This window comes from Moorena sp. SIO4A5, assembly GCF_010672005.1.
Lineage (GTDB): Bacteria > Cyanobacteriota > Cyanobacteriia > Cyanobacteriales > Coleofasciculaceae > Moorena.
Map to the genome: position 1 here is coordinate 54578 of NZ_JAAHHZ010000003.1, position 21528 is coordinate 76105.

Annotated in this window: 15 protein-coding genes; 9 read left to right on the top strand and 6 right to left on the bottom strand. The window is 44.1% G+C overall.

Translation table 11 applies throughout. From position 1 onward, the window contains the following. Positions 1–117 precede the first annotated feature (117 nt). Entirely contained in the window at positions 118–1470 is a 1353-nt protein-coding gene (locus tag F6K57_RS02570) for a TldD/PmbA family protein (protein WP_293064568.1), read from the bottom strand. A gap of 99 nt (positions 1471–1569) precedes the next feature. Here F6K57_RS02570 and F6K57_RS02575 point away from each other — a divergent pair, with 99 nt between their 5' ends. Further along, positions 1570–2961: a tetratricopeptide repeat protein gene (locus F6K57_RS02575; RefSeq protein WP_293064571.1), complete on the top strand. Its 1392-nt coding sequence runs from the start codon at positions 1570–1572 to the stop codon at positions 2959–2961. Here the strand turns inward: F6K57_RS02575 and F6K57_RS02580 are convergent. Both F6K57_RS02580 and F6K57_RS02585 read right to left on the bottom strand, forming a co-directional pair. Beyond that, the gene (locus F6K57_RS02580; protein WP_293025826.1) at positions 2958–3653 is read right to left on the bottom strand and encodes a TrkA family potassium uptake protein; all 696 of its coding nucleotides are present in this window, start codon (positions 3651–3653) and stop codon (positions 2958–2960) included. The two genes, F6K57_RS02575 and F6K57_RS02580, sit on opposite strands and share 4 nt — an antisense overlap. Before the next feature lie 119 nt (positions 3654–3772). Continuing rightward, positions 3773–5107 carry a TrkH family potassium uptake protein gene (locus F6K57_RS02585; protein ID WP_293064574.1) on the bottom strand — a complete coding sequence of 445 codons (1335 nt, stop codon included), beginning with the start codon at positions 5105–5107 and terminating at the stop codon, positions 3773–3775. Positions 5108–5287: 180 nt separating this feature from the next. On the opposite strand from F6K57_RS02585, the gene F6K57_RS02590 reads away from it, so the two are divergent. The 4 genes from F6K57_RS02590 (at position 5288) to F6K57_RS02605 (ending at position 8307) form a co-directional block, all read left to right on the top strand. Further along, complete coding sequence (locus F6K57_RS02590; RefSeq protein WP_293065028.1) at positions 5288–6151, top strand: methyltransferase domain-containing protein; 864 nt, start codon at positions 5288–5290, stop codon at positions 6149–6151. A gap of 328 nt (positions 6152–6479) precedes the next feature. Continuing rightward, positions 6480–7160 (top strand): actin-binding WH2 domain-containing protein, encoded by a 681-nt coding sequence (locus F6K57_RS02595; RefSeq protein WP_075897757.1) that lies wholly within the window; start codon positions 6480–6482, stop codon positions 7158–7160. Between the two features lie 9 nt (positions 7161–7169). Next, entirely contained in the window at positions 7170–7499 is a 330-nt protein-coding gene (locus tag F6K57_RS02600; protein ID WP_293018749.1) for a hypothetical protein, read from the top strand. A gap of 91 nt (positions 7500–7590) precedes the next feature. Continuing rightward, positions 7591–8307 carry a hypothetical protein gene (locus F6K57_RS02605; RefSeq protein WP_293064579.1) on the top strand — a complete coding sequence of 239 codons (717 nt, stop codon included), beginning with the start codon at positions 7591–7593 and terminating at the stop codon, positions 8305–8307. A gap of 208 nt (positions 8308–8515) precedes the next feature. On the opposite strand, the gene F6K57_RS02610 is transcribed toward F6K57_RS02605, so the two are convergent. Both F6K57_RS02610 and F6K57_RS02615 read right to left on the bottom strand, forming a co-directional pair. Further along, entirely contained in the window at positions 8516–9928 is a 1413-nt protein-coding gene (locus F6K57_RS02610; RefSeq protein ID WP_293064582.1) for a reverse transcriptase domain-containing protein, read from the bottom strand. 443 nt (positions 9929–10371) lie between these two features. Then, the gene (locus F6K57_RS02615; protein WP_293018755.1) at positions 10372–12012 is read right to left on the bottom strand and encodes an SWIM zinc finger family protein; all 1641 of its coding nucleotides are present in this window, start codon (positions 12010–12012) and stop codon (positions 10372–10374) included. Positions 12013–12190: 178 nt separating this feature from the next. Between F6K57_RS02615 and F6K57_RS02620 the strand changes: the two genes are divergently transcribed. Next, positions 12191–12370, top strand: a complete 180-nt coding sequence (locus tag F6K57_RS02620) for a hypothetical protein (RefSeq protein ID WP_293064585.1) — start codon at positions 12191–12193, stop codon at positions 12368–12370. A gap of 7 nt (positions 12371–12377) precedes the next feature. Here F6K57_RS02620 and F6K57_RS02625 read toward each other — a convergent pair whose 3' ends face one another. After that, on the bottom strand, positions 12378–15560 hold the full coding sequence (locus tag F6K57_RS02625) for a WGR domain-containing protein (RefSeq protein ID WP_293064588.1): 3183 nt from the start codon (positions 15558–15560) through the stop codon (positions 12378–12380). Positions 15561–15752: 192 nt separating this feature from the next. On the opposite strand from F6K57_RS02625, the gene F6K57_RS02630 reads away from it, so the two are divergent. From F6K57_RS02630 to F6K57_RS02640, 3 genes are all read left to right on the top strand, one after another. Then, on the top strand, positions 15753–17549 hold the full coding sequence (locus F6K57_RS02630) for a serine/threonine-protein kinase (RefSeq protein ID WP_293018759.1): 1797 nt from the start codon (positions 15753–15755) through the stop codon (positions 17547–17549). Between the two features lie 761 nt (positions 17550–18310). Next, a complete protein-coding gene (gene thrB / locus F6K57_RS02635; protein ID WP_293064593.1) occupies positions 18311–19297 on the top strand; it encodes a homoserine kinase in 987 nt (328 codons plus the stop codon). A 255-nt stretch (positions 19298–19552) separates the two neighbouring features. After that, entirely contained in the window at positions 19553–21166 is a 1614-nt protein-coding gene (locus F6K57_RS02640; RefSeq protein ID WP_293064595.1) for an NAD(P)H-quinone oxidoreductase subunit 4, read from the top strand. Positions 21167–21528: the final 362 nt, after the last annotated feature.

Consider the following 21528-nt stretch of genomic DNA (forward strand, 5'->3'; position numbering starts at 1 on the left):
AAAAGGTAAAGTTTTCACATTTGAGCTTTCACATTTGAGCTTTCACATTTGAGCTTTCACATTTCACATGACAGCTTTCTTATTTAATTCTTCATATTTCATCATTCATGATTTGCCTCAAATGCTGTCAGTGATACTATCAAAGTTAAATGCCTTGACCCGAACTCCTGGAACTACGATGTTACCGTAGCGCTGTACTTGGCTTAGGGCATCGATTTCTTTTAACATTTGAGGCAGGCTTTGGTTAAAGCGCAGGTTTTTAATCGGGTAGGCAATCTGACCGTCTTCAATCCAGAATGTGCCGTCACGGGTCATACCTGTGACTTCTAGGGTTTTGGGATTAACATAGCGCACATACCAAGCACGATTTACCAAAATACCTCGCTCTGTCTGGGCAATCAGGTCAGCTAGACTTTGGCTAGAACCGGACATGACAATGGGAAACAATAGTCCGGTGGGATCTTTGCCTTTCTGAGCTGCCCAATAGCGGCTATAGTAAAGGATTTGGGGAATACCGTCCTTAATCACCTCGGTATAGCGATTACTCAATCCATCCCGAAAGCAAGTGCCTAATTGAAGTAGGGGATGAGCAGGGTGGCGTTGTACCTGCACTATCGGGCTAAACATTGGCTGACCCAAGCGGTTACCAGTAGGCTTACCGGTTTGATCACTATGGGACATAAAGGAGCGTCCTTCATCGGCTGCCCGAGCATCCATATTCCAGATTACCCAAGACAGCAATTCCGCAAAGGCAGCACCATCAAATATAACTGGGTAGGTACCTGGATTCACCTTACGGGGGTGACGTGAGGCTTTAGCTCGTTCAATTAGAGCTGTTATCGATGACTTCTCTAAAATCGGTAACTGCTCTACGGCAAAGGCAGTGCTTTGACTCCAACTCGAACCATCGTCTATACGGGCTGTAACGCTACAATCTGCCTCTGTACCTTGGTCTAACGCTCGTAACCCTTGGGAGTTGCCCACAACTCGTAAAAAGGCTTGAGTACTAAGCTTACCAGACCCTTCGACTCCTGCCTTAGCAGTTAAGGTACATACTCCCTTGACCATTTCTCCCCGTTCCAAGGGGGAAAGGGTAGCAGTGGCTTGATCGAAGGCTGGGGTGCGTTGCTCATAATCCTGGGCTTCCAGTAGGGGTACCCATTCAGGATCTTCTGGGGCAATGCGAGCCAGTTGTTCTGAACGTTGGATAGTTTGGGCTATTGCCTCTGGGTCTAGTTCTGTTGTGGTAGCAGAGGCACAACGCTTACCGAAATAACTGGTAATGGTAAGTTGGCAGCGTTGGCGGCTGATATTCTGGGTAATCTGATTTTCCGAGAAGCGGCTAAGAAATTCGTCACCAAGGCTGAGACTGACGAATACCCCTTCTGCCTGGGATTGGGCAATGACTGAATCGACTAAGGATAGGGCTTGATCTTTGCGATCGCATATCGGAGCAGCAGCTAGGGTCATTTCCTGTGGGGATGGGCTTGATAAGCGGCGAATTATTCTAGTAAAAAAATATTATCCTGTAGTATACCAAAAATGTCTCAGCATATAGGAAAAGGGTGAATGAGAACGATACCGCTGCTAGCTGCCACTATCATCAGTTTTGGTTTGACAAGTGTTGGTCAAGCTCAAGGTAAAGAGATTCCTGAGTATAAAGGAACCAAGCAGTTGATGGAAGGTCCATACTCCAATAACCTGGATGCGGCTTCATACTTTCAAGTTGGCGTGAAACTGTACGGACGTCGGGACTTTCCTGGGGCAGAGCGCGCTTTTCGTAAAGCCCTTGAGTTTGACCCCTATATGGCCATGGGACGTTACTTGTTGGCGAATACGTTTTTGCAGCAGGGTAAGAACCAGCTGGCATTGGAACAATACCAAATTGCTATTGCCCTTGACCCAACCTTGTCACAAGCTTATTACAACTTAGGCATTGCTTTTTACAAGGAAGGGGCACCCGATAGTGCGATCGCTGCTTATCGACAGGCGTTGTCTTTCAATCCTGAATCAGCCGATATTTATTATAACTTAGGGTTAGCTCTGGAATCTCAGGGTAATCAAGAACAGGCGATCGAACACTACCAAGCCACCATTCGCCTAGACCCAGATTATGGCAAAGCCTACTATAACATGGGACTGATTTTAGTCGAGCAAGACCAGATTGGACCAGCAACTACTGCACTCAGACAAGCAGTTCGCACTCAACCTAAATTGGTAAAAGCACACTACCAGTTGGGACTATTACTGGTGGAGCAAGGGGAAAAGTCAGCGGCAGAGGAATCCTTTAGGGAAGCAGTTAAGGTTGACCCGAACTTGGCCCCGGCTCAGTATCAATTAGCGGTAATTTTGTTTGAGAAAGGGGAGTTGGCGGAAGCGATTACTCGGTTTCGCTTGGTGACGGAACTGGAACCGGAAAATGTGGATGCTTACCGACAGCTAGGGGCAGCACTGACAGCGAATGGTGAGTACGCCGAAGCAGTTACCACACTCAAATTAGCTGTGCAACTCGATCCTTACCACGCCTTGACCCACTACAACCTCGGTGTTGCTCTACAACAGCAAGAACAGTATGAGGAAGCCATGGCTGAATATCAGCAAGCTCTTAGCCTGTCTCCGGCATTAGCAGAAGGTCATTACAACTTGGGTGTAGTTTTAGAAAAGTCTCAACAGCGAGAGGAAGCTCTCTCTTCTTTGGTCAAAGCTAGAGAGTTATTCGCCTTTGCTGGTAATGAGGAGAAGGTGACAGAGGTTGATGAGTACATCAAGCAGCTAGAAGCACAAGACAAGTTGGTTGATACTCAAGAAACTCCTGAGGTAGACTCTCCTAAAATTCCACAGATGAAGTCTCCTGAAATTCTGGAGGTAGAATCCCAAGAAACTCCTAAGGTAGAGTCCACTGAAACTGAACAGATGGAACCGGAAAAGTCTGAACCAGACAGAGGGATTCCTAAGCTTTAAATGGGTAAGCGGTCAATATCAGGGTTGGAGCCAATAATAACCATAAGCATATCTTTGTACAGAGGTTGATTAGGGTCAGGGTTAATCTCAAATTCAGCATCTCCCTTAATAGCCAGGACAGTCAAGCCATAGCGCTTGCGCAATTCCAGTTCCAAAATGGTTTTGCCATCAAATTTTTCTGGCACTCTGACCTCGACAATACTGTGCTTAGAGTCTAGGTCAAACCATTCCAAAATGGATGGTTTGGTGAGGGAGCGTGCTAAAGCACAACCTGCGTCATTCTCAGGAAAAACTACATGATCGGCTCCTACCCGTTTTAACAGCTTGCCATGAACTTCTGAGGAAGCTTTAGCAATGACGTAAGGAACTCCTGCTTCTTTTAAGTTGAGGGTGGTGATAATGCTTTCTTGTAAATAGTTACCGATGGCAATAATTACTGTGTCAAATTCTAAAATCCCGGCTTCTTTCAATGCTAATGGTTCTTTTGAATCGAGCTGCACAGCATGGGAAGCTATTTTTTCGGTTAACACTTGGCAAACTAGTTTTTCATCAATATCAGTACCCAGAACCTCATAGCCAAGTTGGTATAGTGTGGAACAGACAGCTCGACCAAAACGCCCTAGTCCAATAACGGCAAACTGTTTATTTTCTTTGGGTAGGTTACGCAAAAACGTTAAAAATGATAGATTCACTTCGGCCTCCTTTGATAACTGCTATAGTAAGTTTTTATTACTTGTTCCTTGTTGATTTTTAAGTGTTAATTGCCATTGGCAATTTGCCATTACCAAGCCAGTATACCTTTTACCTAGGATTATCCCACAAGTAAGTTTTCTTCTGGATAGTGAACTGAACTGGGACGGGGTTCTCCTAGTAGGGATGCCATCAGCAACAAAACTCCAACCCTGCCAATGTACATTGTTCCAATTAACACTAGCTTTGCCAAGGTAGAAACGTCTGGGGTAATCCCTGTGGAAAGACCGACAGTAGCAAAGGCTGAGACAACTTCAAATAAAATCTCAATAAAATCCATATTTGGCTCAGCTAGGGAAATTAAAAGTGTTGAGAGAATTACTGTAGCGAATGATCCGACTAAGACTCCAATGGCTTTTAGAATTAGCTCAATTGGCACCTGGCGCTTATATAGATAAACCTCTTCTTTGCCTTGTAAAATTGCTTTGGTAGAACTAACTAAAATTCTTACTGTTGTAGTCTTGATGCCACCACCTGTTCCCCCTGGACTGGCTCCAAAAAACATCATTGCAATGGTAATAAATAACCCGGCTGTGGTCATTTTACCAAGATCAATGGTGTTAAAGCCTGCGGTTCTGGTGGTCACTGACTGAAACCAGGCTTTGATAAATTTGTCTGATAATGTTGAAGGTCCTAGAGTGTTATAATTATTAAATTCGATGAATAAAAATGCGATTGCTCCCACTATCAACAAAAAGATAGTGGTGCTAGTGACTACTTTAAAATTCAGGGAAAATTCCAGAGACTGACGTCGTCGGAGCATGCGATCGCGCAACCAAAGATAAAACTCAAAAATTACCTGTTGACCAATGCCACCGCAGATAATTAGAGCTGTGATCACTAGGTTCAGTAGAAGAGATGACTGATAACTTGTTAAACTGTCTGGAAAAAGACTAAATCCAGCATTATTCCAAGCACTGATGCTATGAAAAATGGCTAACCAGAGTCCCTGGTATAATCCATAATCGGGAATAAACACTAGTAAAAGTAGAAAAATCCCTGTGATTTCAAAAATTATTGCTGTGGCAATGATGGAACGAATTAATGCTGCACTGTCTTGTAAACCTTGTCGATCTAAGGCTTGTTGAATGGCGATTTTCTGCTTCAATTTGAACTTGCGCCCCAGTATTAAAATGAGAAATGTGGTGGTGGTCATATAGCCCAAACCGCCAATTTGGAAGAGGGCAAGCACAATCAACTGTCCCCAGAAGGAAAAATAGGAGCCAGTATCGACAACCACTAGACCAGTAACACAGACAGCAGAGGTTGAGGTGAATAGTGCCACCATGGGGTTAGTCCATGTGCCATCACTAGCAGCAAATGGCATCATTAGCAAAACAGTTCCGATGGCAATTACGGAAAGGAATCCAAGGCAAATGGTTCGGGGAATAGTCATTGGTCATTTGTGATTTGTCTTTGTCCTTTGTCTTTGTCATTGTTCATTTGTGATTTACCATCTGTCAAGACCCTTTTTCCTTAGTAGCGGCCCACCGCGTGCCCCCGTCGAATTGGGTATGGTTTATGGAAGTGAGAACCGCTATAGTTGGTGATACGGAACGATGCTTGTGGACAAGATATGACATTAAGTCTTGAAAAATTGAGTCTTGAAAAACAGATTCAGGAATTTTATGATGCCTCTTCTGGCTTGTGGGAAGCAGTTTGGGGTGAACATATGCACCATGGCTATTATGGCTGGGCGGGTACTGAGAGGAAAAACCGATATCAGGCACAAATTGACTTGATTGATGAATTGCTCTGTTGGGCTGAAGTGGAGCAAGCTAGTACTATTTTGGATGTCGGTTGTGGGATTGGTGGCAGTTCACTTTATTTAGCGCAACAGTTTGAAGCAAATGTTACTGGCATTACGTTAAGTCCAGTTCAAGCATCACGAGGGACTGAACGAGGGCAAGTGGCTGGGTTGGCGACACGGGTTCAGTTTCAGGTTGCTAATGCTTTGGATATGCCTTTTGCTGATGAAACGTTTGATTTTGTCTGGTCGATGGAGAGTGGAGAACATATGCCGGACAAGCAACAGTTTCTTCAAGAATGTTATCGGGTGCTGAAACCTGGGGGAAGGTTTTTAATGGCAACTTGGTGTCACCGTCCGATAACCTTGGCGACGGGACAATTGACAACAGATGAACAGCAGCATTTGGCTGAGATTTATCGGGTTTATTGTTTGCCTTATGTGATTTCGTTGCAGGAGTATGAGGAAATTGCTGGCAATTTGAATTTCCAAACTATTCGGACGGCGGATTGGTCAGATGCGGTTGAACCGTTTTGGGATATTGTGATTGATTCTGCTTTTGAGCCGAAAGCGATTTTAGGGTTGCTTAAAAGTAATTGGAAAATTGTGGAAGCGGCACTGTCGATGGGGTTGATGAGTCGAGGGTATCGCCGGGGGTTGATTCGTTATGGGTTGTTGTATGGCAGCAAGTGAGGATTGTAACGGAAATCATTTGCTGATACCTTGAGTTATCAAAATCAGTTGTATATGACCCAAATCTGATGATTCCTATGGGGTCATCCCATGTTAATTAGCAGTTTATTTTACGGAAAGGAGGTCAAATCCCGTGAAGTAATTATATATATAACAGTGAGTTAGTTGCCAATGGCAATTTGGCATGGGCAATGGTAAATCAATCGATTATTGTGGTAAGCACTAATGCTAGTAAAAATTAGTGCTATATTACTAGATTTTATCCTAGGTGGCTGAACGTGTTAGGTGGCTGTATCTTGTAGCTTTAAATTTTAATTAGGAGTAGGTCATGAACCACTTTACTGTGCTTATGGAGTTTTTGCGCGATCGCCAAAGATTCCTGAAGGAGGTTGACCAAGGGATTAGGATTGATATCAAGATTATCTCTTTATTAATTGCCAGCTCGGCATTTTTTGGGATTTATGGTGCAATTATCGGCTCGTTTAGTGGCCCCCTCCAGATTATCTCTTCAGCTATCAAATTACCGGCGCTATACCTTTTAACGCTGTTGATTTGTTTACCGACTTTATATTTTTTTGAGATTAGCTCAGGCTCTAAACGTAGTTTTGGGCAGTACCTAGCTTTGCTTTTGGCGGCGACATCTGTGATTAGTGTGATGCTATTTGGCTTTGCTCCTATCACTCTCTTTTTCCGTCTCTCGATTGATGATTATACATTTTTTCAGCTCTTAAATATAGTAATATTTGGCATCACTGGGTTAATTGGTGTCAATGTGTTTTACCAATGCATGGGATTGATCACTGAGCAAGAAGCTGAAGAAAACAAATATCGCACTAGGATTCTTAAAGCTTGGTTAGTGCTCTATGGATTTGTTGGTAGCCAATTGGGATGGACCCTCAGACCATTCTTCGGAGCTCCTGGGGAACCTTTTGCCCTATTTCGCGAGCTAGAGAGTAATTTTTATATGCATGTGTTGCAGTTAATTGGTAGAATGCTGGGTTGGGGTTAAGGCTTACTATTGATTTGCTATTTTGAAGCCACACTTGTGGCAGGTATAGCGCTGCGCGCAGCGCTATTTCTTATATCGATAACGGATGGGATTGCTTGGGTGCAAGTAAGAGGACTTGATTTCTTCGCAGTGTGGTTTGGGTGCATCTCATTAAAGCTATTTGACACGGTGGGTGGAACGGGCATCTTGGTGGAATGGGCATCTTGGTGGAATGGGCATCTTGCCCGTTTCATTTCCGGACGAGCTTTCCGAACAAGGCTCGAAGAGGGGGAAAATGAGGGCTCGCCCAAGGGTGGTGCGTTACGGGGCGGACTATGCCAACCCTGGCTACGAGGCTGAAAATAAGGGCAAGTCCGCCCCTAACGCACCCTACGCAAGTGATTGGGATTGGTACAAGATATCATAAAATGGTTAACAGGAGCGAGATGATATGTCATCAAATTTAGGTAATTTAGAGATTACGTCAGAGGATATCAGAAACCTGGTAGATCTGAATTTTGCTAAGCTGGTGGCTATTGATTTTTGTCGGGGGTTTATATTTAAGAAGCCTAAGAATATGTTATCGATTCTGTTAACTGAGATATTTATATTGGGTCTGAGTTTAATTTTATTTTTGCCTCCAATCCTGATTTTTATGAAAAATTCAGGCAATTTGCCTGAAGACCAGGCTGGGATAACTGGGCTATTTACTATACTGGTGGGATTGTTTGTTTCAGGGATAGTGATTGGTAATGTATATCTTTATAAACAAGGAAAGCGAATTAAGTCTTTGGTTAGGTTAATGGATCAGGTTGATAACTATAATGGTGTGATTAAAGCGATTGATTTAGCTGAACGAATAGAGGCAATTGAGGGCTCAATTACTGAGTTCAAGCACTCTGAAAGCCGGAGAAAAGTAATTAAATCTCTCGCTATTACTAAAAAAAGTTTAGTTAATGCTTTACAAGTGGAAAATTTAATCAGAAGTCATAATAATTTAATTGAAGGTCGTCAGGCATTGTTAAGCAATCTTGATGATAATTTGGCTACTTTGATGGCTTTTGATCTGAGTGAGGAAACTGGTGAGTATGGTCGCTTACTGAATCAGTCTCTTCAGATTGGTATGAGTGTACATAAGGAGGTGATAAATTTACGAGGTAAGCGGTAAGTTGTTCGGGTAGCGTGGCCTTTTGGCCAAAGTTGTCTATCAGAATGAAGAATGTAGAATGTAGAATGTAGAATGCACAATTCTTAATTCTTAATTCTTAATTCTTAATTCTTAATTCTTAATTCTTAATTCTTAATTCTTAATTCTTAATTCTTAATTCTTAATTCTTAATTCTTAATTCTTAATTCAAAAATAAGTAAGCTGAGACCTAATGCTGATTAGATAACCATTTCTCTTTGATGCGTTGGATTTGTGCTTGAAACGGGGCTGCTTTTTCGGGATTGACCATGGCGATGAAGTTGGCGTAGCCTTGAATGGCTGCGATTACATTACTGGAGTTTCCCCAGTGTTTGCTGTCTGGACCGTCTTTTTCGATTTGATAGAGGGTAGCACGGAAGCGTTTTAATTGTTTTCTGGAAATATTGAGATGGTGGTTGACTACAATTCCTGTTACTTCTTGCTGTTGGGATTTGCGTAGGATTCGGGTCTTTTGTTGATTGATAGTAAACCCTTCGTTAGCTACTACGGAGCTGGTGCGTTTTAGGAGTTTACCGATAAAGCGGAGGCTATCACCGGAGGCGGAGAAGGTGAGGTCATCGGCATAGCGGGTGTAAATAAAGCCTAAGTCTGTGGCTAGGTTGGTTAGTCGGTGGTCTAAACGACGGCACAATATGTTGGTAATGGCTGGTGAAGCAGGGGAGCCTTGGGGGAGGTGGCGATCGCTTGTGGCTACGTAGTAGGTTTTGCTATCTAGTTCGACTTCTTCGATGTCGGCTTCTGTACATAGTAATCCAAATAGTGTTGCTGCTGCTTCTGAATAACCGAATGACCGGAAAAGTCCTTTGACTCGTGGGTAGGAAATGGATGGGAAGAAGTTTTTGAGGTCAATGTTGATAATGACATCAGCACCAACATGAGGCTGGGCGTTGGTTACTATGGAGCGATCGCGTCGAAAGCCGTGAGCTGCATTGTCTAGTTCTAGTTTTTCTAGTATGTTGCTGAGAATCCAGTGTTGTGCTTGTTTTAGTTTTGGTTTGGGTGCGGAAATTAATCGCTCTCCACCGGTTTTTTTGGGAATCTTGAAACGAATGTAGTGAGATATGGTGGCGGTTTTGCGATTAAATGCGAGAAAGCGTAGCTGTCCTAGGGTAATCCCCATGGCTTGAGCAATGTCTTGGGCTGTGCTAAGCAGGGGTAATTTATAGGTTTCTAATCGTATGCGATCGCTTTCGGTATGGTTTAGACCTGGGGATACTTGCTCACCGAGATAGAGTATTTCCTGTTGCTGGCGTATAGCCCACGCTTGGGCACGTTCGAGCCGTTGTTGTTCCCGTCTTTCTTTGGTTTCCTGACGCTTACGCCTGGACTCTGCTAACCGTTCTTTTAGCAAGCGCTTACGCAGTGCTTGTTCGTTTTGTAGTTTCTTACTTTCTTGACGCAGTTGGGCTAGTTCTCGCTGGAGTTCTCCCCGCCGTCGAATTTCATCAGCTGGATCTTCTGGCATCTCACCTTGTGCTGGCCAAAATCCGTAGCGAATCATTTCTTCGAGGACGAATTCTTCTTTTCCAATTTGGCGGATGCGATCGTAGAGTTCCTGACGGGTACGGGGTTGGTCTGACATGGGTTTTTATAGCAGTTTGCAATTGGGTAAGGTACAAATTCTTGGGTTTTAGGGAGCAGGGAGCAGGGAGTAGGTAAGAAAGAAGAGGGAAGTCGGAAGATGGAAAAAATCCTGTGTACCTCATAGCTAGGAAAAAGGCTATAGTTTTTAAGGTTAGTTGAAGGTTATTTGTGATACCATTAATGATTAGCTCTATACAAAAAAATCACGCCTACTCCGTTGGTTACCCCTTCGTAAACTCCCTCGGACTAGACTGCTCAACTCAAGCGGGCTCGGGTGCTATCGCTAATTAGTTTTAAGAAAACGAAACCGTAATAGCGATAGCACCCGACAGCCCGCACAGTCACGAGCAGGCTAGTGATGCGTGGTTGAACTTATCGCAGGGACGGCGATCCACCGCCCAGATTGCAAGGCTGTTTACCAACTGGTGGAATGGACGTGATTTATTGATACTGACGAGCGTGCTGCATCCGCAACGCCAGAATGTGTTCACAAGGACCTTTGTACAGCTTATTTTGCTGATACCAATTACAGGTACACTCTGCTGCTATTATACGTTCATCACGATCAATTGTCAAAACGGGATTATAGGTTTTGCTTTTATCTGTGACATTTCCCTGTAGCTGGAGTGTACCTCCAGCGTCTTTTACTGAGGTTACTTGTACGGCATTGTTACTTAAGAAGCGGGTTGCTGTTTCTTCTCGCTGATTGGCAAACCGTAACCGTTCCATGGGTAAGGGCTCTCGGGAGAGTTCCCGGACTCGATATACTTGCTTGTTTAAGTCGTAAATGGCTCGTCCGGCTTGGGTGTAAGCTCCTAAGGCACCTAGGACAGCAGTAGGACTTAGGTCTAACCGCTGGGCGAGACTATCGGGACTTTCTACCCAGTTTTCTCTGAGTGCGTCAAAAATGAGTTGTTGAGTCCACTGATCTACATCTGCACGGGGTGCCATTAAGTCAAAGTTCCCAGCTTGGGACCAATCGTTAGCTGTCCATCCTGATAAACCGAGGGTAAAGGACATATCCCCTAGGTCAGCTACATAAAAGGATGGCATGCCGGTTCCGAGTAGGTGAATGGTAAATTTGTTGGCAATGGGAATCAGACGTTCTAGGATGTGGAGGCGGCGGCGTCCCCACACTCGGATGATCTGTTCTGATGAACCTTGATAGGGCGATCGCGAACAGACTACTTCGATGTTCCAAGGCTCAAATACTATTCGCACGGGTTCTCCTGGTTTGAGATGGTAACGCATTCCCCGTGGGCCAGTTTTTTCTTTGTGGCGACGCAACACAAAACAGATATTGTGAATATCCATGGGCTGCAAGTCAAAGGTGGTGGCGGGTAAGGCCATGGCGGAACTGACTTGTAGAAATCCTCTTACCCAACTGTCTGGTAGGTCAATTTTGACTTCTTTAAATGCTGCTTCATGGGTGGTTTTTACTTCAAAACCGGAGGGGTCAATTTCAAATTGGGTTGTCTTGTAACTGCGGATTTTTTGAAATTCGTTGTATAGGGCGGCGGAGTAGTCTATGTTTGTTGTACCGCAGGCGAATTCGCTGATAGTTTTAAAGACTTCGTAGCTGGCTCCTAGTCGGCCATAACTGGATTCATCTTGGCTGAAACATTCAAAGAAGACTTCATCGGGATGAACGGTAATTACTGGATCGAGGACAAACCAGGCATCACGGTCTTTCTCATAAAGGTAATTGTAGTACTGCTGTCTGGCTTTATAAAAGGTGGATAATCGTTGATATCGGTTCTGATTTAATTGAGTTAGTTCTGCTTGTAAGGGTTGAATTTTATTGGCGAGGTCTTGGCGTTGTGCGGCTATGATTTGCCAGTCTTGTTGGTCTTGGTTGGCACGCCATTGTTTATACTCAGTTCTGTCTTTGGGTTTGAAGCGTAAATCGGAAACTACTACGTCATGTAGGGCGCTGATGGCTTCTCGAAAGGCTACATTTTTCCCTAATTCACCAATGAAGTAGGTGGGAGGACGCTTGGTGTCTGGGGAGAAGGACATTTGGGTGCTGCTGCCGCGATCGCTAACTGCTGTATTATTTTTATAGGCGTAGTTAAATTCCATGGTTTTTAGGGAATTGAAGTATTTTTTTAATTGTTAATAATGGAATTAGTAATCGGGAATCGGGAATCGGGAATCGGGAATCGGGAATTGGGAATCGGGAATCGGGAAAATTATGAAATAGATAATGGAAATAGATAATAATAGTTTTTGGTGTTATACTGAATCAGTATTTTGTTTCATGAGCTATCAGGATATATTTGAAAATGGTATAGGGTTTCTCGTACTATCGCTACTCCCTACTCCCTACTCCCTACTCCCTACTCCCTACTCCCTACTCCCTACTCCCTACTCCCTACTCCCTACTCCCTACTCCCTACTCCCTACTCCCTACTCCCTATTCCCGACAATCCACAATTGATAAATCCCTACACTCCTCTTACTTCGGAGACTGGTTTAACGTTAATAGGAAGAGGAATAGTAGGATAGTTTTGGTGAATTTTAAGCATAATCTGAATTGAACGGGCTTTATCACCAATAGCCATTGTGATGGATTGTCGTGTTAATATTTCTGCTACTATTTTAGCAGCTGCTTGGCTTTTTTGGGCTTCAGCTTCTAGAAATGCAAACACGCGCTGTTTAGCAATTCGTCCGCGATTAACCCGAGACAAAATACTGATAAAGTATGGAATTAAGTCTTGCAAACGGTCGGGATTATCTAGGGCATACTGTTCTAGATAGTTAGTGGCAAATAGCTGCATGTCTTGACTGGGATGTTCACTAAATTTGAGGAGATAATCTTGACCATAACTCTGCTGAAAGGTACGTAGGACTAAATCCCGCCCAAATTGACGAACATCATCCCGAGTACTGTCACAAATACTGACCATGACTTCAGGTGTCCAGTCTTGTTCGGTAATTTGTTGGCTAAACAGTTGTGTAGCAAATTCTCGGGAATCCTGCCATTTTGCTTCTAGTAATCGCACTGCCGCTAACATGTCTTGAGAATTGCTACGGATACGGTTGATGATTTGCTCAATCATTGTCCAAGCGGCTTGACGGACGGATAGGATTTCATGATTGGCTAGTTTGACAATGTCAGGAGTTTCTAATTCTAATACCCAAGTGGTATAGTTAGCTTGGAGTACTAATCCTGCTAATTCTTGAGCGGCTGATGATTTGGCTTGGAGAAGTTCCATCGCGTTGTCTTTGGTAATCCTAGTCATCCAGCTGGGTAAGTCTTCTCGTAGCAGTTGGACTAAATCTTGGTGAACACCTTGATGTCTTTCTGGTAGCTGCAATAGGGTAATGATTTCTGTTGCTAGCTGAGTTACAAATTCTGGATATAATTGTCCTAAGCGCTGAATTACTGGACGAATAGCTTGACGCAAGTGTGCTTGTTGATTGGTTGCGATCGCTAATACTAAGTCGTAGTCTTGTAGCAACCGTTGATCGGGAAGTTGACCGAAAATCTGAACCCCAATCCCTTGCACTGACTGATGGGGAGCGTTGAGGAGTGATTCAATTAATTTGGGTGGTAAGTCAGCGGCAGGAGTTTCGTGATTGAATAGGATTCTTGCTCCCAATTCCTGGATTTCTGGCATGGGGTGTTGGAGCAGATCTAGTACTACTCCCATACCCAATGTCCTGAGTTGGGGGGTAAAACCTAGAAGCAGGGTTTGAGCAGTGTCTTTGGCGATATCGGTTTGAGTTGCTTCTAGTGCGAGTACTGTTGCAATAATTCGCCCGATTAATACTTTAGCTGTTGCTTCACTTACTATTGATTGAGTCAGTAACTGACGGGCAAAGGTACGGGTATCGGAGTGTTGACTGATCACTAAAGGGATGATCAGCTGGCTGCCGGTAATCAAGTGAGTTGGTATTGCTTGTATCCACTGATGGGCTTGAGTACGAGCTGGTGGAAACTGGCAGTTGGCTAAGGCAAGTAATAAGTCTAGGTTAGGATTGTCGGGATTATCGGAATTATATTTTTGTGTTGCTAGTTCAAAGCCGAGTTGAGCGGTTACTTGGTAGGGTTTGTTAACTAGTCTGATTACAGTCTCTGTATCGATTTGATTACAGAATGACTGACATACCCTTAAGGCTTTGGCGGCAAACTCATGAACTTGATGACAATGGCTTTCTAATAGTAACTGTAGCAGTGCCTCTGGATGTTGCTCCCAAAGTTTAGGAAAGGCTTCTTCTCGCACATCTGGTTCTGGATCACCGGGTTTGTAGTTGTCTCGACAACGCCATGCCTGGCTGTTGGGCATTAATTGGTAACGGGGACTATTGGTATAGAGAATATGGTTAAAGGTTAAGTAACCAGCATAGCTGTCCCAGTTGCGAGTGTAGCTGGTGCGACTCCAGTTCGAGTAGTTCCAGCGATAGAAGGTTGATGTTCTGGCGGGCACCCCATCAGAATCAGAATATTGGAGTAATATCTCTAGGGCTAGATTTATGTAATTGCGTTCGGCTTTGCCGTGCCAAAGGCAATCGCATTCTTCACCCAATTTCCTGAGAGTCCGCCATACCCGCCGCCGTAGATAGTCACGAGTTACGTTGCTGTAAGCGCGTTTAGCATCAGGACTACCGAGGTAATTGGCACGGGGAATATATTTGCGACTATTTCTGTCCCAGTAATATCGATGCCAATAAGACTGACGAAACATTGGTGGCTCGGTGTCTAGGCGGTAGGCGATAATGCCAAATACTTCCGCATCTTGCCGATATTCGGCAATCTTGAATATGTGGCGAATGGCTTTGAAGTAGTTGGGGCGTAGGGGAGCAGTGCGTAAGATGTTTAGTAGTGCTGGACGCACTTGAGCATTATTAATTTGATATAGGGTATCGAGGACACCAAAACGAGTATAGTCGTTACTGTCTAGATAGGTAACTAGGGCATTAGAGAAGTCAGCAGGATTATCGGTTTCGATATGGGATTGCAATTCGGCAGGCAATTGCTCTATCTGTTGAGAGCGCAACCGTTCTTGAGTTGATTGATCACAGAGTTTCATCCAGGCTTCCCAAGCAATCCCCTTGACAAAGTCTGGAGTTGAAGGGGTTTCATACAAGCGTTGGAGGTGAGGAATTACATGCTCATCACCACACCATCCCAAAGCCCAAGCAATGCAGTAGTCTTTTAAGGGTTGATCAGTCCCAATCAGAGGGATAATTAAGGGCGTAGCTTCAGGAATTTTAAGTTCTCCAGCCCGCCAGATCGCTCGGGTTTGGGACCATTTACTAGAGCCTTTACTATTATCTGGATTTGCAATTGCGTTGAGAATGGCTTGATGGCGTGGGTCGTTGCTAACTACGTTACTGCTATTTAAGTCATTAACCTCTTCTTGAGTCTCACTATTTGATGGCTCAGTTACATCTTGATAGCCTTTCTTGAGTTTTGAGCCCACTAACTGATCAAACACTTGTTGTGCTTTAGCCAAAGCTACCGGCTGAGCAGTTTTTGAACTTTCTTTCAAGGTCTTGCCACGGCGTCCATAGCGGAAGTTAACGATATACTGATCGTTACCGAGATCACACAGATCGACTTCGTAGATTTTATCTGAGTTATCAGCTTGATAATGGAGCGTAGTGCGTTTGATCAGTTTCATAAGACATCAGGGAAAACCCAGTTAGAAGTAGAAACGCCTGTCATTACCACGATATTAAAAAAATTATCTAGTCGCTCTCGTTCCCCAATCCTAAAGCTATCGTAAATAGAAGCACGGTAAGCCCAGCCTAACCGAAAGGATTAAGACTTGCCCATTGCTGCGTAGCTTGATTCTGATGTACCCGATAGATTAATGAGCAATTTTCCAGACTTATCCAGTCACCATTTCAAAGTGATCAGGGAATTGGGTCATAATCGCGCTGGTGGGAGAGTGACCTACCTAGCCCGAAACCAGGTCAATCACCAATTGGTAGTGATCAAGCAGTTTCAGTTTGCTCAACGCAACAGTAACTGGTCAGACTATGAGACCATAGAAGGGGAAATTCAAGTGTTGAGGGGACTGAATCATCCCGGTATTCCCCGTTACTTAGGGTCATTTCAAACCACTAGGGGCTGTTGTTTGGTACAGGAATACAAACATGCTCCTTCCCTGGCTGTACTTCGTAGTTTTGACCCGGAGGAGATTAAGCAAATCGCGGTTGGGTTACTCAACATTCTGGTTTACCTACAACATCGGATTCCTCCGATCATTCATCGAGATATCAAACCAGAAAATATCTTAGTAGATGAGACGATCAATGTTTTTTTGGTAGACTTCGGGTTGGCTCGGATTGGTGATAGTGAACTAGCGGTGAGTACTGTAGCCAAAGGCACTATCGGGTTTATGGCTCCGGAACAGTTATTTGATAAAGCCCTAAGTAAAGCGTCAGACTTATATGGGTTAGGAGCGACCTTGATTTGTTTACTGACTGGTACTCGATCGACTACTATTAATACCTTAATTGATGAAGACTATTGTCTCAATTTTCAGCATCGTCTACCTCAAGTAAGTTTGGGTTGGCTGCAGTGGCTGCAAAGGATGGTAGAACTCAAACCTAAGGACCGTTTTCCTGATGCTGAAACGGCTTTAGAAGCTCTTAAGCCAATCTACGTTATCCGGATTCCAGAGGCAAAACTATCCCAATCGTATCTAGAATTGAGGGCTAAAAAATTAGGGGAAAAACTGACAAAAACTATCACCATTTGTAATACAGTTCCAGACACAGCCTTAGAAAGCCGCTGGCAAATTGCTCCCCATGTGAGTGACCCACCCCACACTCCCTACTTCCATGACTGGATTCGATTGGACACAGCTGATGTTAATGGTAATCAAGGGTTGTGCCAAATTACTATAGATACCAGTAAGCTGATGGCAGACCAAACCTATGAGCGAGAGGTATTAATTCACACTAATGCTGAACAGTCAACTCAGGTTTTACCCCTGAAAATCCATACTGCTCCGGTACCAATTGCCACGAAAAAACTTCCCTATCTATCCCTAGCGCTATTGATTGGCTTAGCTACTACAGCTACGTGGGTTGAAACTACGGCTTGGGAGGGAATTGTGAGTAACAGTGGGACAATCGGGATTGCGATCGCTACTTTTGTTTCAGTCTTGGTGGCAATGCTGGGATTGACTGCGGCTGTGACATCTGGGGTGATTTCGAAACTGGTCGCAAGACTCAGAGCCAGGTTTAGTATTCCGTTAAAGGCTATGGATACCGTAGCAGCAGTGTTTTTTGCTGGAGTAGCAGCCCTGTTGGTAGCTGGATTTGGTGCCAAGTTTCGCGCTACCGATAGCGCGATTGCTACCTTTGCAGCAGTGGATGCGGTAGTGTTTATGGCAGCCTTTGAAGGGGAAGGAGTCGCTCAAAGCTGCCGAAAGCGTGGGTTTAGTAAAATCTTAGCCCTGGGAGTGCCTGTGTTATCGGTAGCCTTGGGCATTAGTTTAGGTATCGGTTTAAAGCTGGGATTTTTAAATGTGTTGGTACTGATCGCCATTTTAGTGACAGCAGTTCCCTTAGGTGTGATGATTCTCTATCCGCCATTAGAGCGTCTGCGGCAAGTCAAAACCTATCGGAAATTAGAGAGAAATTTGATCAAGCCTTAGAAGGTATTTATTTGGACGAGCGATCGCGCTACTGCCTGCACTCAGTTTTTTGTGACCGCAACAAAATAATAGATCTCGACTCCCTTTTATTTGTGGGTCTATGGTTTACCTACAACGTTTAACAATGTTTAACAATTAATAGTTAACCACCCAAGCCGCTATTATATTTTTTGATATTTAATTAGGTAATTTATTATTCCCTATTACCCATTATCAAAAAGCGCTCAGCTATATAGCGTTTTCCATACTAATGAGGAACACATTATTTTTTGCCTATTCCCTGTTCCCTGTTCCCTGTTCCCTGTTCCCTGTTCCCTGTTCCCTGCTCCCTGCTCCCTGCTCCCTGCTCCCTGCTCCCTAAACAAATGCACCTCACCCAATTGAAAAGCGCTATATTGAGTTCGTGATTAACAAAACTTGGTATCTTATAAAATTTTGTAATTTTATAGGTGTTTAATAGTTTGGCTTTGGAGTAACAGGTTTTATTAATGTAGAACTCCCCTAGCAGCTGATCGGCCTTTGATGATTTCAAACATGCTGTATCAGCACGCTCTGCAGTCAGGACTTATCGAATTTTTCACAGGCTGAGAATACACTGATTCATGATTACCATAGATAATTAATCGTTCTCACTTCTGTCTGGGTGTCGTTTATTCAATTGAAAATCACTTACGTGCAACCAACTGTAAATAAATATACTAAACCCGGTAGACAGGAGAGCAATTTTTAGGGCAAGATTATTTAGTTCAGAATATTGTCAAATGTCTGTTGTTTCTACGGTCAGGGTTATTGTGCCCGGTACTACCGCTAATCTAGGACCAGGTTTCGATTGCATAGGCGCAGCGCTAACTGTGTATAACCAGTTTAAAGTCACTCGCCTGGAGTCGGTAAATTCTGGATCAGTCAAGCTTAAGATTGATGTTACTGGTGTGGAAGCCAACAAGGTGAGTAGAGATGAGAGTAATCTTGTCTATCGAGCGTTTGTGACCTTATATGAGCGTCTGGGAAAAACTCCGCCTCCGGTACACCTAGAGATTGATTTGGGGGTGCCTTTGGCACGAGGATTGGGGAGTTCGGCCACAGCGATTGTTGGAGGATTGATTGCTGCAAATCAGTTAGCGGGTAAACCTCTTTCTCATCAGGAGGTAATGGAGTTAGCGATCGCAATTGAGGGGCATCCTGATAATGTGGTTCCAGCGCTTTTGGGGGGATGTCGTTTGACCGGTCGAGGTTTGGCGATGAAACCCCAAAGACCCCAAAGACCCGAAGCAAAAGAACAGGATTGGGTAGTTTGTGATGTTGCTTGGTCTTCTGATCTGGTTCCGGTGGTGGCAATTCCAGATTTCGAGCTTTCAACACAGGAGGCACGGCAGGTGTTGCCTGATAGCTACAGCCGTGCTGATGCAGTGTTGAATGTGGCCAGTTTGGGGTTGTTGTTGCGGGGTTTGGAGTCTGGTAAGGGGGATTGGATACGGGTCGGTTTGCAAGACAGGATACATCAGCCTTATCGCCAAAAGCTGATTCCTGGTTATGACGCTGTGGAGGCGGCAGCTTTGGATGCTGGAGCCTATGGCATGGTGATTAGTGGGGCTGGTCCTACTTTGTTGGCCTTGGTGAGTGAGTCCCAAGCACCAGCGGTTCAGGAGGCAATGGCGGTAGCTTGGACCGATGCCGGGATTGAGGCTCAAGTGCGATCGCTTTCTCTAGATTCCCACGGCACCAAGATTGCTCTGGAATTAATTAGCTAATACCACATCCGATGGTATGACCCCCTGCTGGTTATAGTTGGTAATTGCTAGCTGATTACCCAAAATCTCTTACCCCTTAGCAGAAGGGTTCTGGGGGTGACCCACCTTAACCTAAATTTTTAACAATTCTTTAATTTTTTGGTAGCAATGGCTACTGAAAAATTTTTTTTGTGTTTTTTTGGTAAATACCCTTTGCAAATCTTTACTTTACTTAATATACTGAAATCATGTGGCAATAGGTATTTATTCTTAGCTATGGTCTCCGTAAATTTTCCTTGGATAACGACGATTATTCTGCTGCCCCTAGTGGCATCTCTGCTGATTCCGATCATTCCCAGCAAGTGGCTGAGGATGATTCGTTGGTATGCCCTAGGTGTAGCCCTTCTGGATTTTGTCCTAATGATCTATGGGTTTTGGCATCATTACGATTTCCGAAACTCCGATTTTCAGCTCAGGGAAAGTTATACGTGGATACCCCAGCTTGGCATTAGTTGGTCTGTAGCAGTCGATGGCTTATCGATGCCTCTGATTGTGTTAAGTGGCTTAGTCACTACCTTAGCTATTGTTGCGGCTTGGAAGATTAACCATAAACCGCGTTTGTTTTACTGCTTGATGCTGTTCATGTATAGCGCCCAGATCGGGGTGTTTGCAGCTCAAGATTTAGTGTTGTTTTTCCTAATGTGGGAATTAGAGTTGCTGCCAGTGTACTTGCTCATTTCTATATGGGGAGGAAAACAACGCTTCTACGCCGCAACCAAATTTATTCTTTACACAGCAGCAGGTTCAGTTTTTATCCTGGTCGCCGCGCTAATGATGGCGTTTGCTGGAGATACAGTCACCTTTGACATGCAAACCCTAGGGAATCGGAATTACCCGATAGCTTTGGAACTAGTAGCTTATGCGGGTTTCTTAATTGCCTATGGTGTCAAGTTGCCGATTTTTCCGCTACATACTTGGTTACCAGATGCACACAGCCAAGCTTCTGCTCCAGTCTCGATGATATTAGCTGGGGTCTTATTGAAAATGGGTGGGTATGGACTGATGCGCATGAATCTAGAAATGCTTCCTCATGCCCATACTTACTTCGCACCAGTGCTAGCAGTATTAGGTGTGGTCAATATTATCTACGGTGCTTTGCTTGCTTTTAGCCAAGACAATCTCAAACGACGACTAGCTTACTCATCAATTTCCCACATGGGTTTTGTGTTGATTGGCATTGCTTCGTTCACTGAATTAGGAATGAATGGAGCTATCTTACAGATGCTTTCCCATGGGTTAATCGCTGCTGCCTTATTCTTCCTATCTGGTGTCACCTACGAACGTACTCATACGCTAGCGATGGCGAAAATGGGAGGAATGGCACAAGACATGCCCAAAGTATTTGCCCTTTTCACTGCTGGTTCCATGGCATCCCTAGCCTTACCAGGAATGAGTGGTTTTGTTGGTGAGTTGTCAGTCTTTCTTGGAGTCACCACTAGCAGTGTTTACAGCTCATCTTTCAAAGTCGTCATCGTTCTATTAGCCGCAGTGGGATTAATCCTAACTCCGATTTATCTGCTTTCACTGCTCAGACAGGTATTTTTCGGTAAATATAACTCTGGAATAATTATTGAGAAATACCTAGGGGATGCCAAGCCTCGCGAAATTTTCGTTACCGCTTGTCTGTTAATCCCTATTATTGGCATCGGTCTTTATCCGAAGCTAGTCACTCAAACCTATGATGTGAAAACTGTAGCGGTTGCTGCTCAAATGCGCCAATCCTTACCAGTGATTGTTCAAGAGGAATCACCTCTATACTCTGGTACCTTCACACCGCCACAGTTACCTAATACAAATCCTCAACCTATTCTTGGGGTTACCAATTACTGAGTACTTCCTGTTACTGATTAGCGGGAGTTAAACAAAAAGAACGCCCCAAACAAAGCGGGTGCATCCCACTTTGGAAGAAACATACCCCAAATAGCTGTATCATGGTGATTCTACCGCCGAAATAAAACGATATATTTGCCAAAATGAGATGCTCCCAACAAACCGGGTGCATCTCACTGTTTTTATGAAAAGCGCGAGGGGAGAAAACCCCCTGTTCTATTGCTGTATCCCTTTCGAAATTATGAATAAATTCGCGCCAAAATGCCCAAAGGTAGCGATATTAGACTGGATTTATATCTTGATTTCTGTTTAAGTCCCGCTATGGGATTTTTATCCAAGATTGGGGAAGTAATGATAATATA

Coding starts and splice junctions, on each gene's coding strand:
- F6K57_RS02640 (WP_293064595.1), top strand. CDS start 19,553: ATGGTCTCCGTAAATTTTCCTTGGATAACGACGATTATTCTGCTGCCC.
- F6K57_RS02625 (WP_293064588.1), bottom strand. CDS start 15,560: ATGAAACTGATCAAACGCACTACGCTCCATTATCAAGCTGATAACTCA.
- F6K57_RS02585 (WP_293064574.1), bottom strand. CDS start 5,107: ATGACTATTCCCCGAACCATTTGCCTTGGATTCCTTTCCGTAATTGCC.
- F6K57_RS02610 (WP_293064582.1), bottom strand. CDS start 9,928: ATGTCAGACCAACCCCGTACCCGTCAGGAACTCTACGATCGCATCCGC.
- F6K57_RS02620 (WP_293064585.1), top strand. CDS start 12,191: ATGAGCTATCAGGATATATTTGAAAATGGTATAGGGTTTCTCGTACTA.
- F6K57_RS02595 (WP_075897757.1), top strand. CDS start 6,480: ATGAACCACTTTACTGTGCTTATGGAGTTTTTGCGCGATCGCCAAAGA.
- thrB (WP_293064593.1), top strand. CDS start 18,311: ATGTCTGTTGTTTCTACGGTCAGGGTTATTGTGCCCGGTACTACCGCT.
- F6K57_RS02570 (WP_293064568.1), bottom strand. CDS start 1,470: ATGACCCTAGCTGCTGCTCCGATATGCGATCGCAAAGATCAAGCCCTA.
- F6K57_RS02605 (WP_293064579.1), top strand. CDS start 7,591: ATGTCATCAAATTTAGGTAATTTAGAGATTACGTCAGAGGATATCAGA.
- F6K57_RS02615 (WP_293018755.1), bottom strand. CDS start 12,012: ATGGAATTTAACTACGCCTATAAAAATAATACAGCAGTTAGCGATCGC.
- F6K57_RS02590 (WP_293065028.1), top strand. CDS start 5,288: ATGACATTAAGTCTTGAAAAATTGAGTCTTGAAAAACAGATTCAGGAA.
- F6K57_RS02575 (WP_293064571.1), top strand. CDS start 1,570: ATGAGAACGATACCGCTGCTAGCTGCCACTATCATCAGTTTTGGTTTG.
- F6K57_RS02630 (WP_293018759.1), top strand. CDS start 15,753: ATGAGCAATTTTCCAGACTTATCCAGTCACCATTTCAAAGTGATCAGG.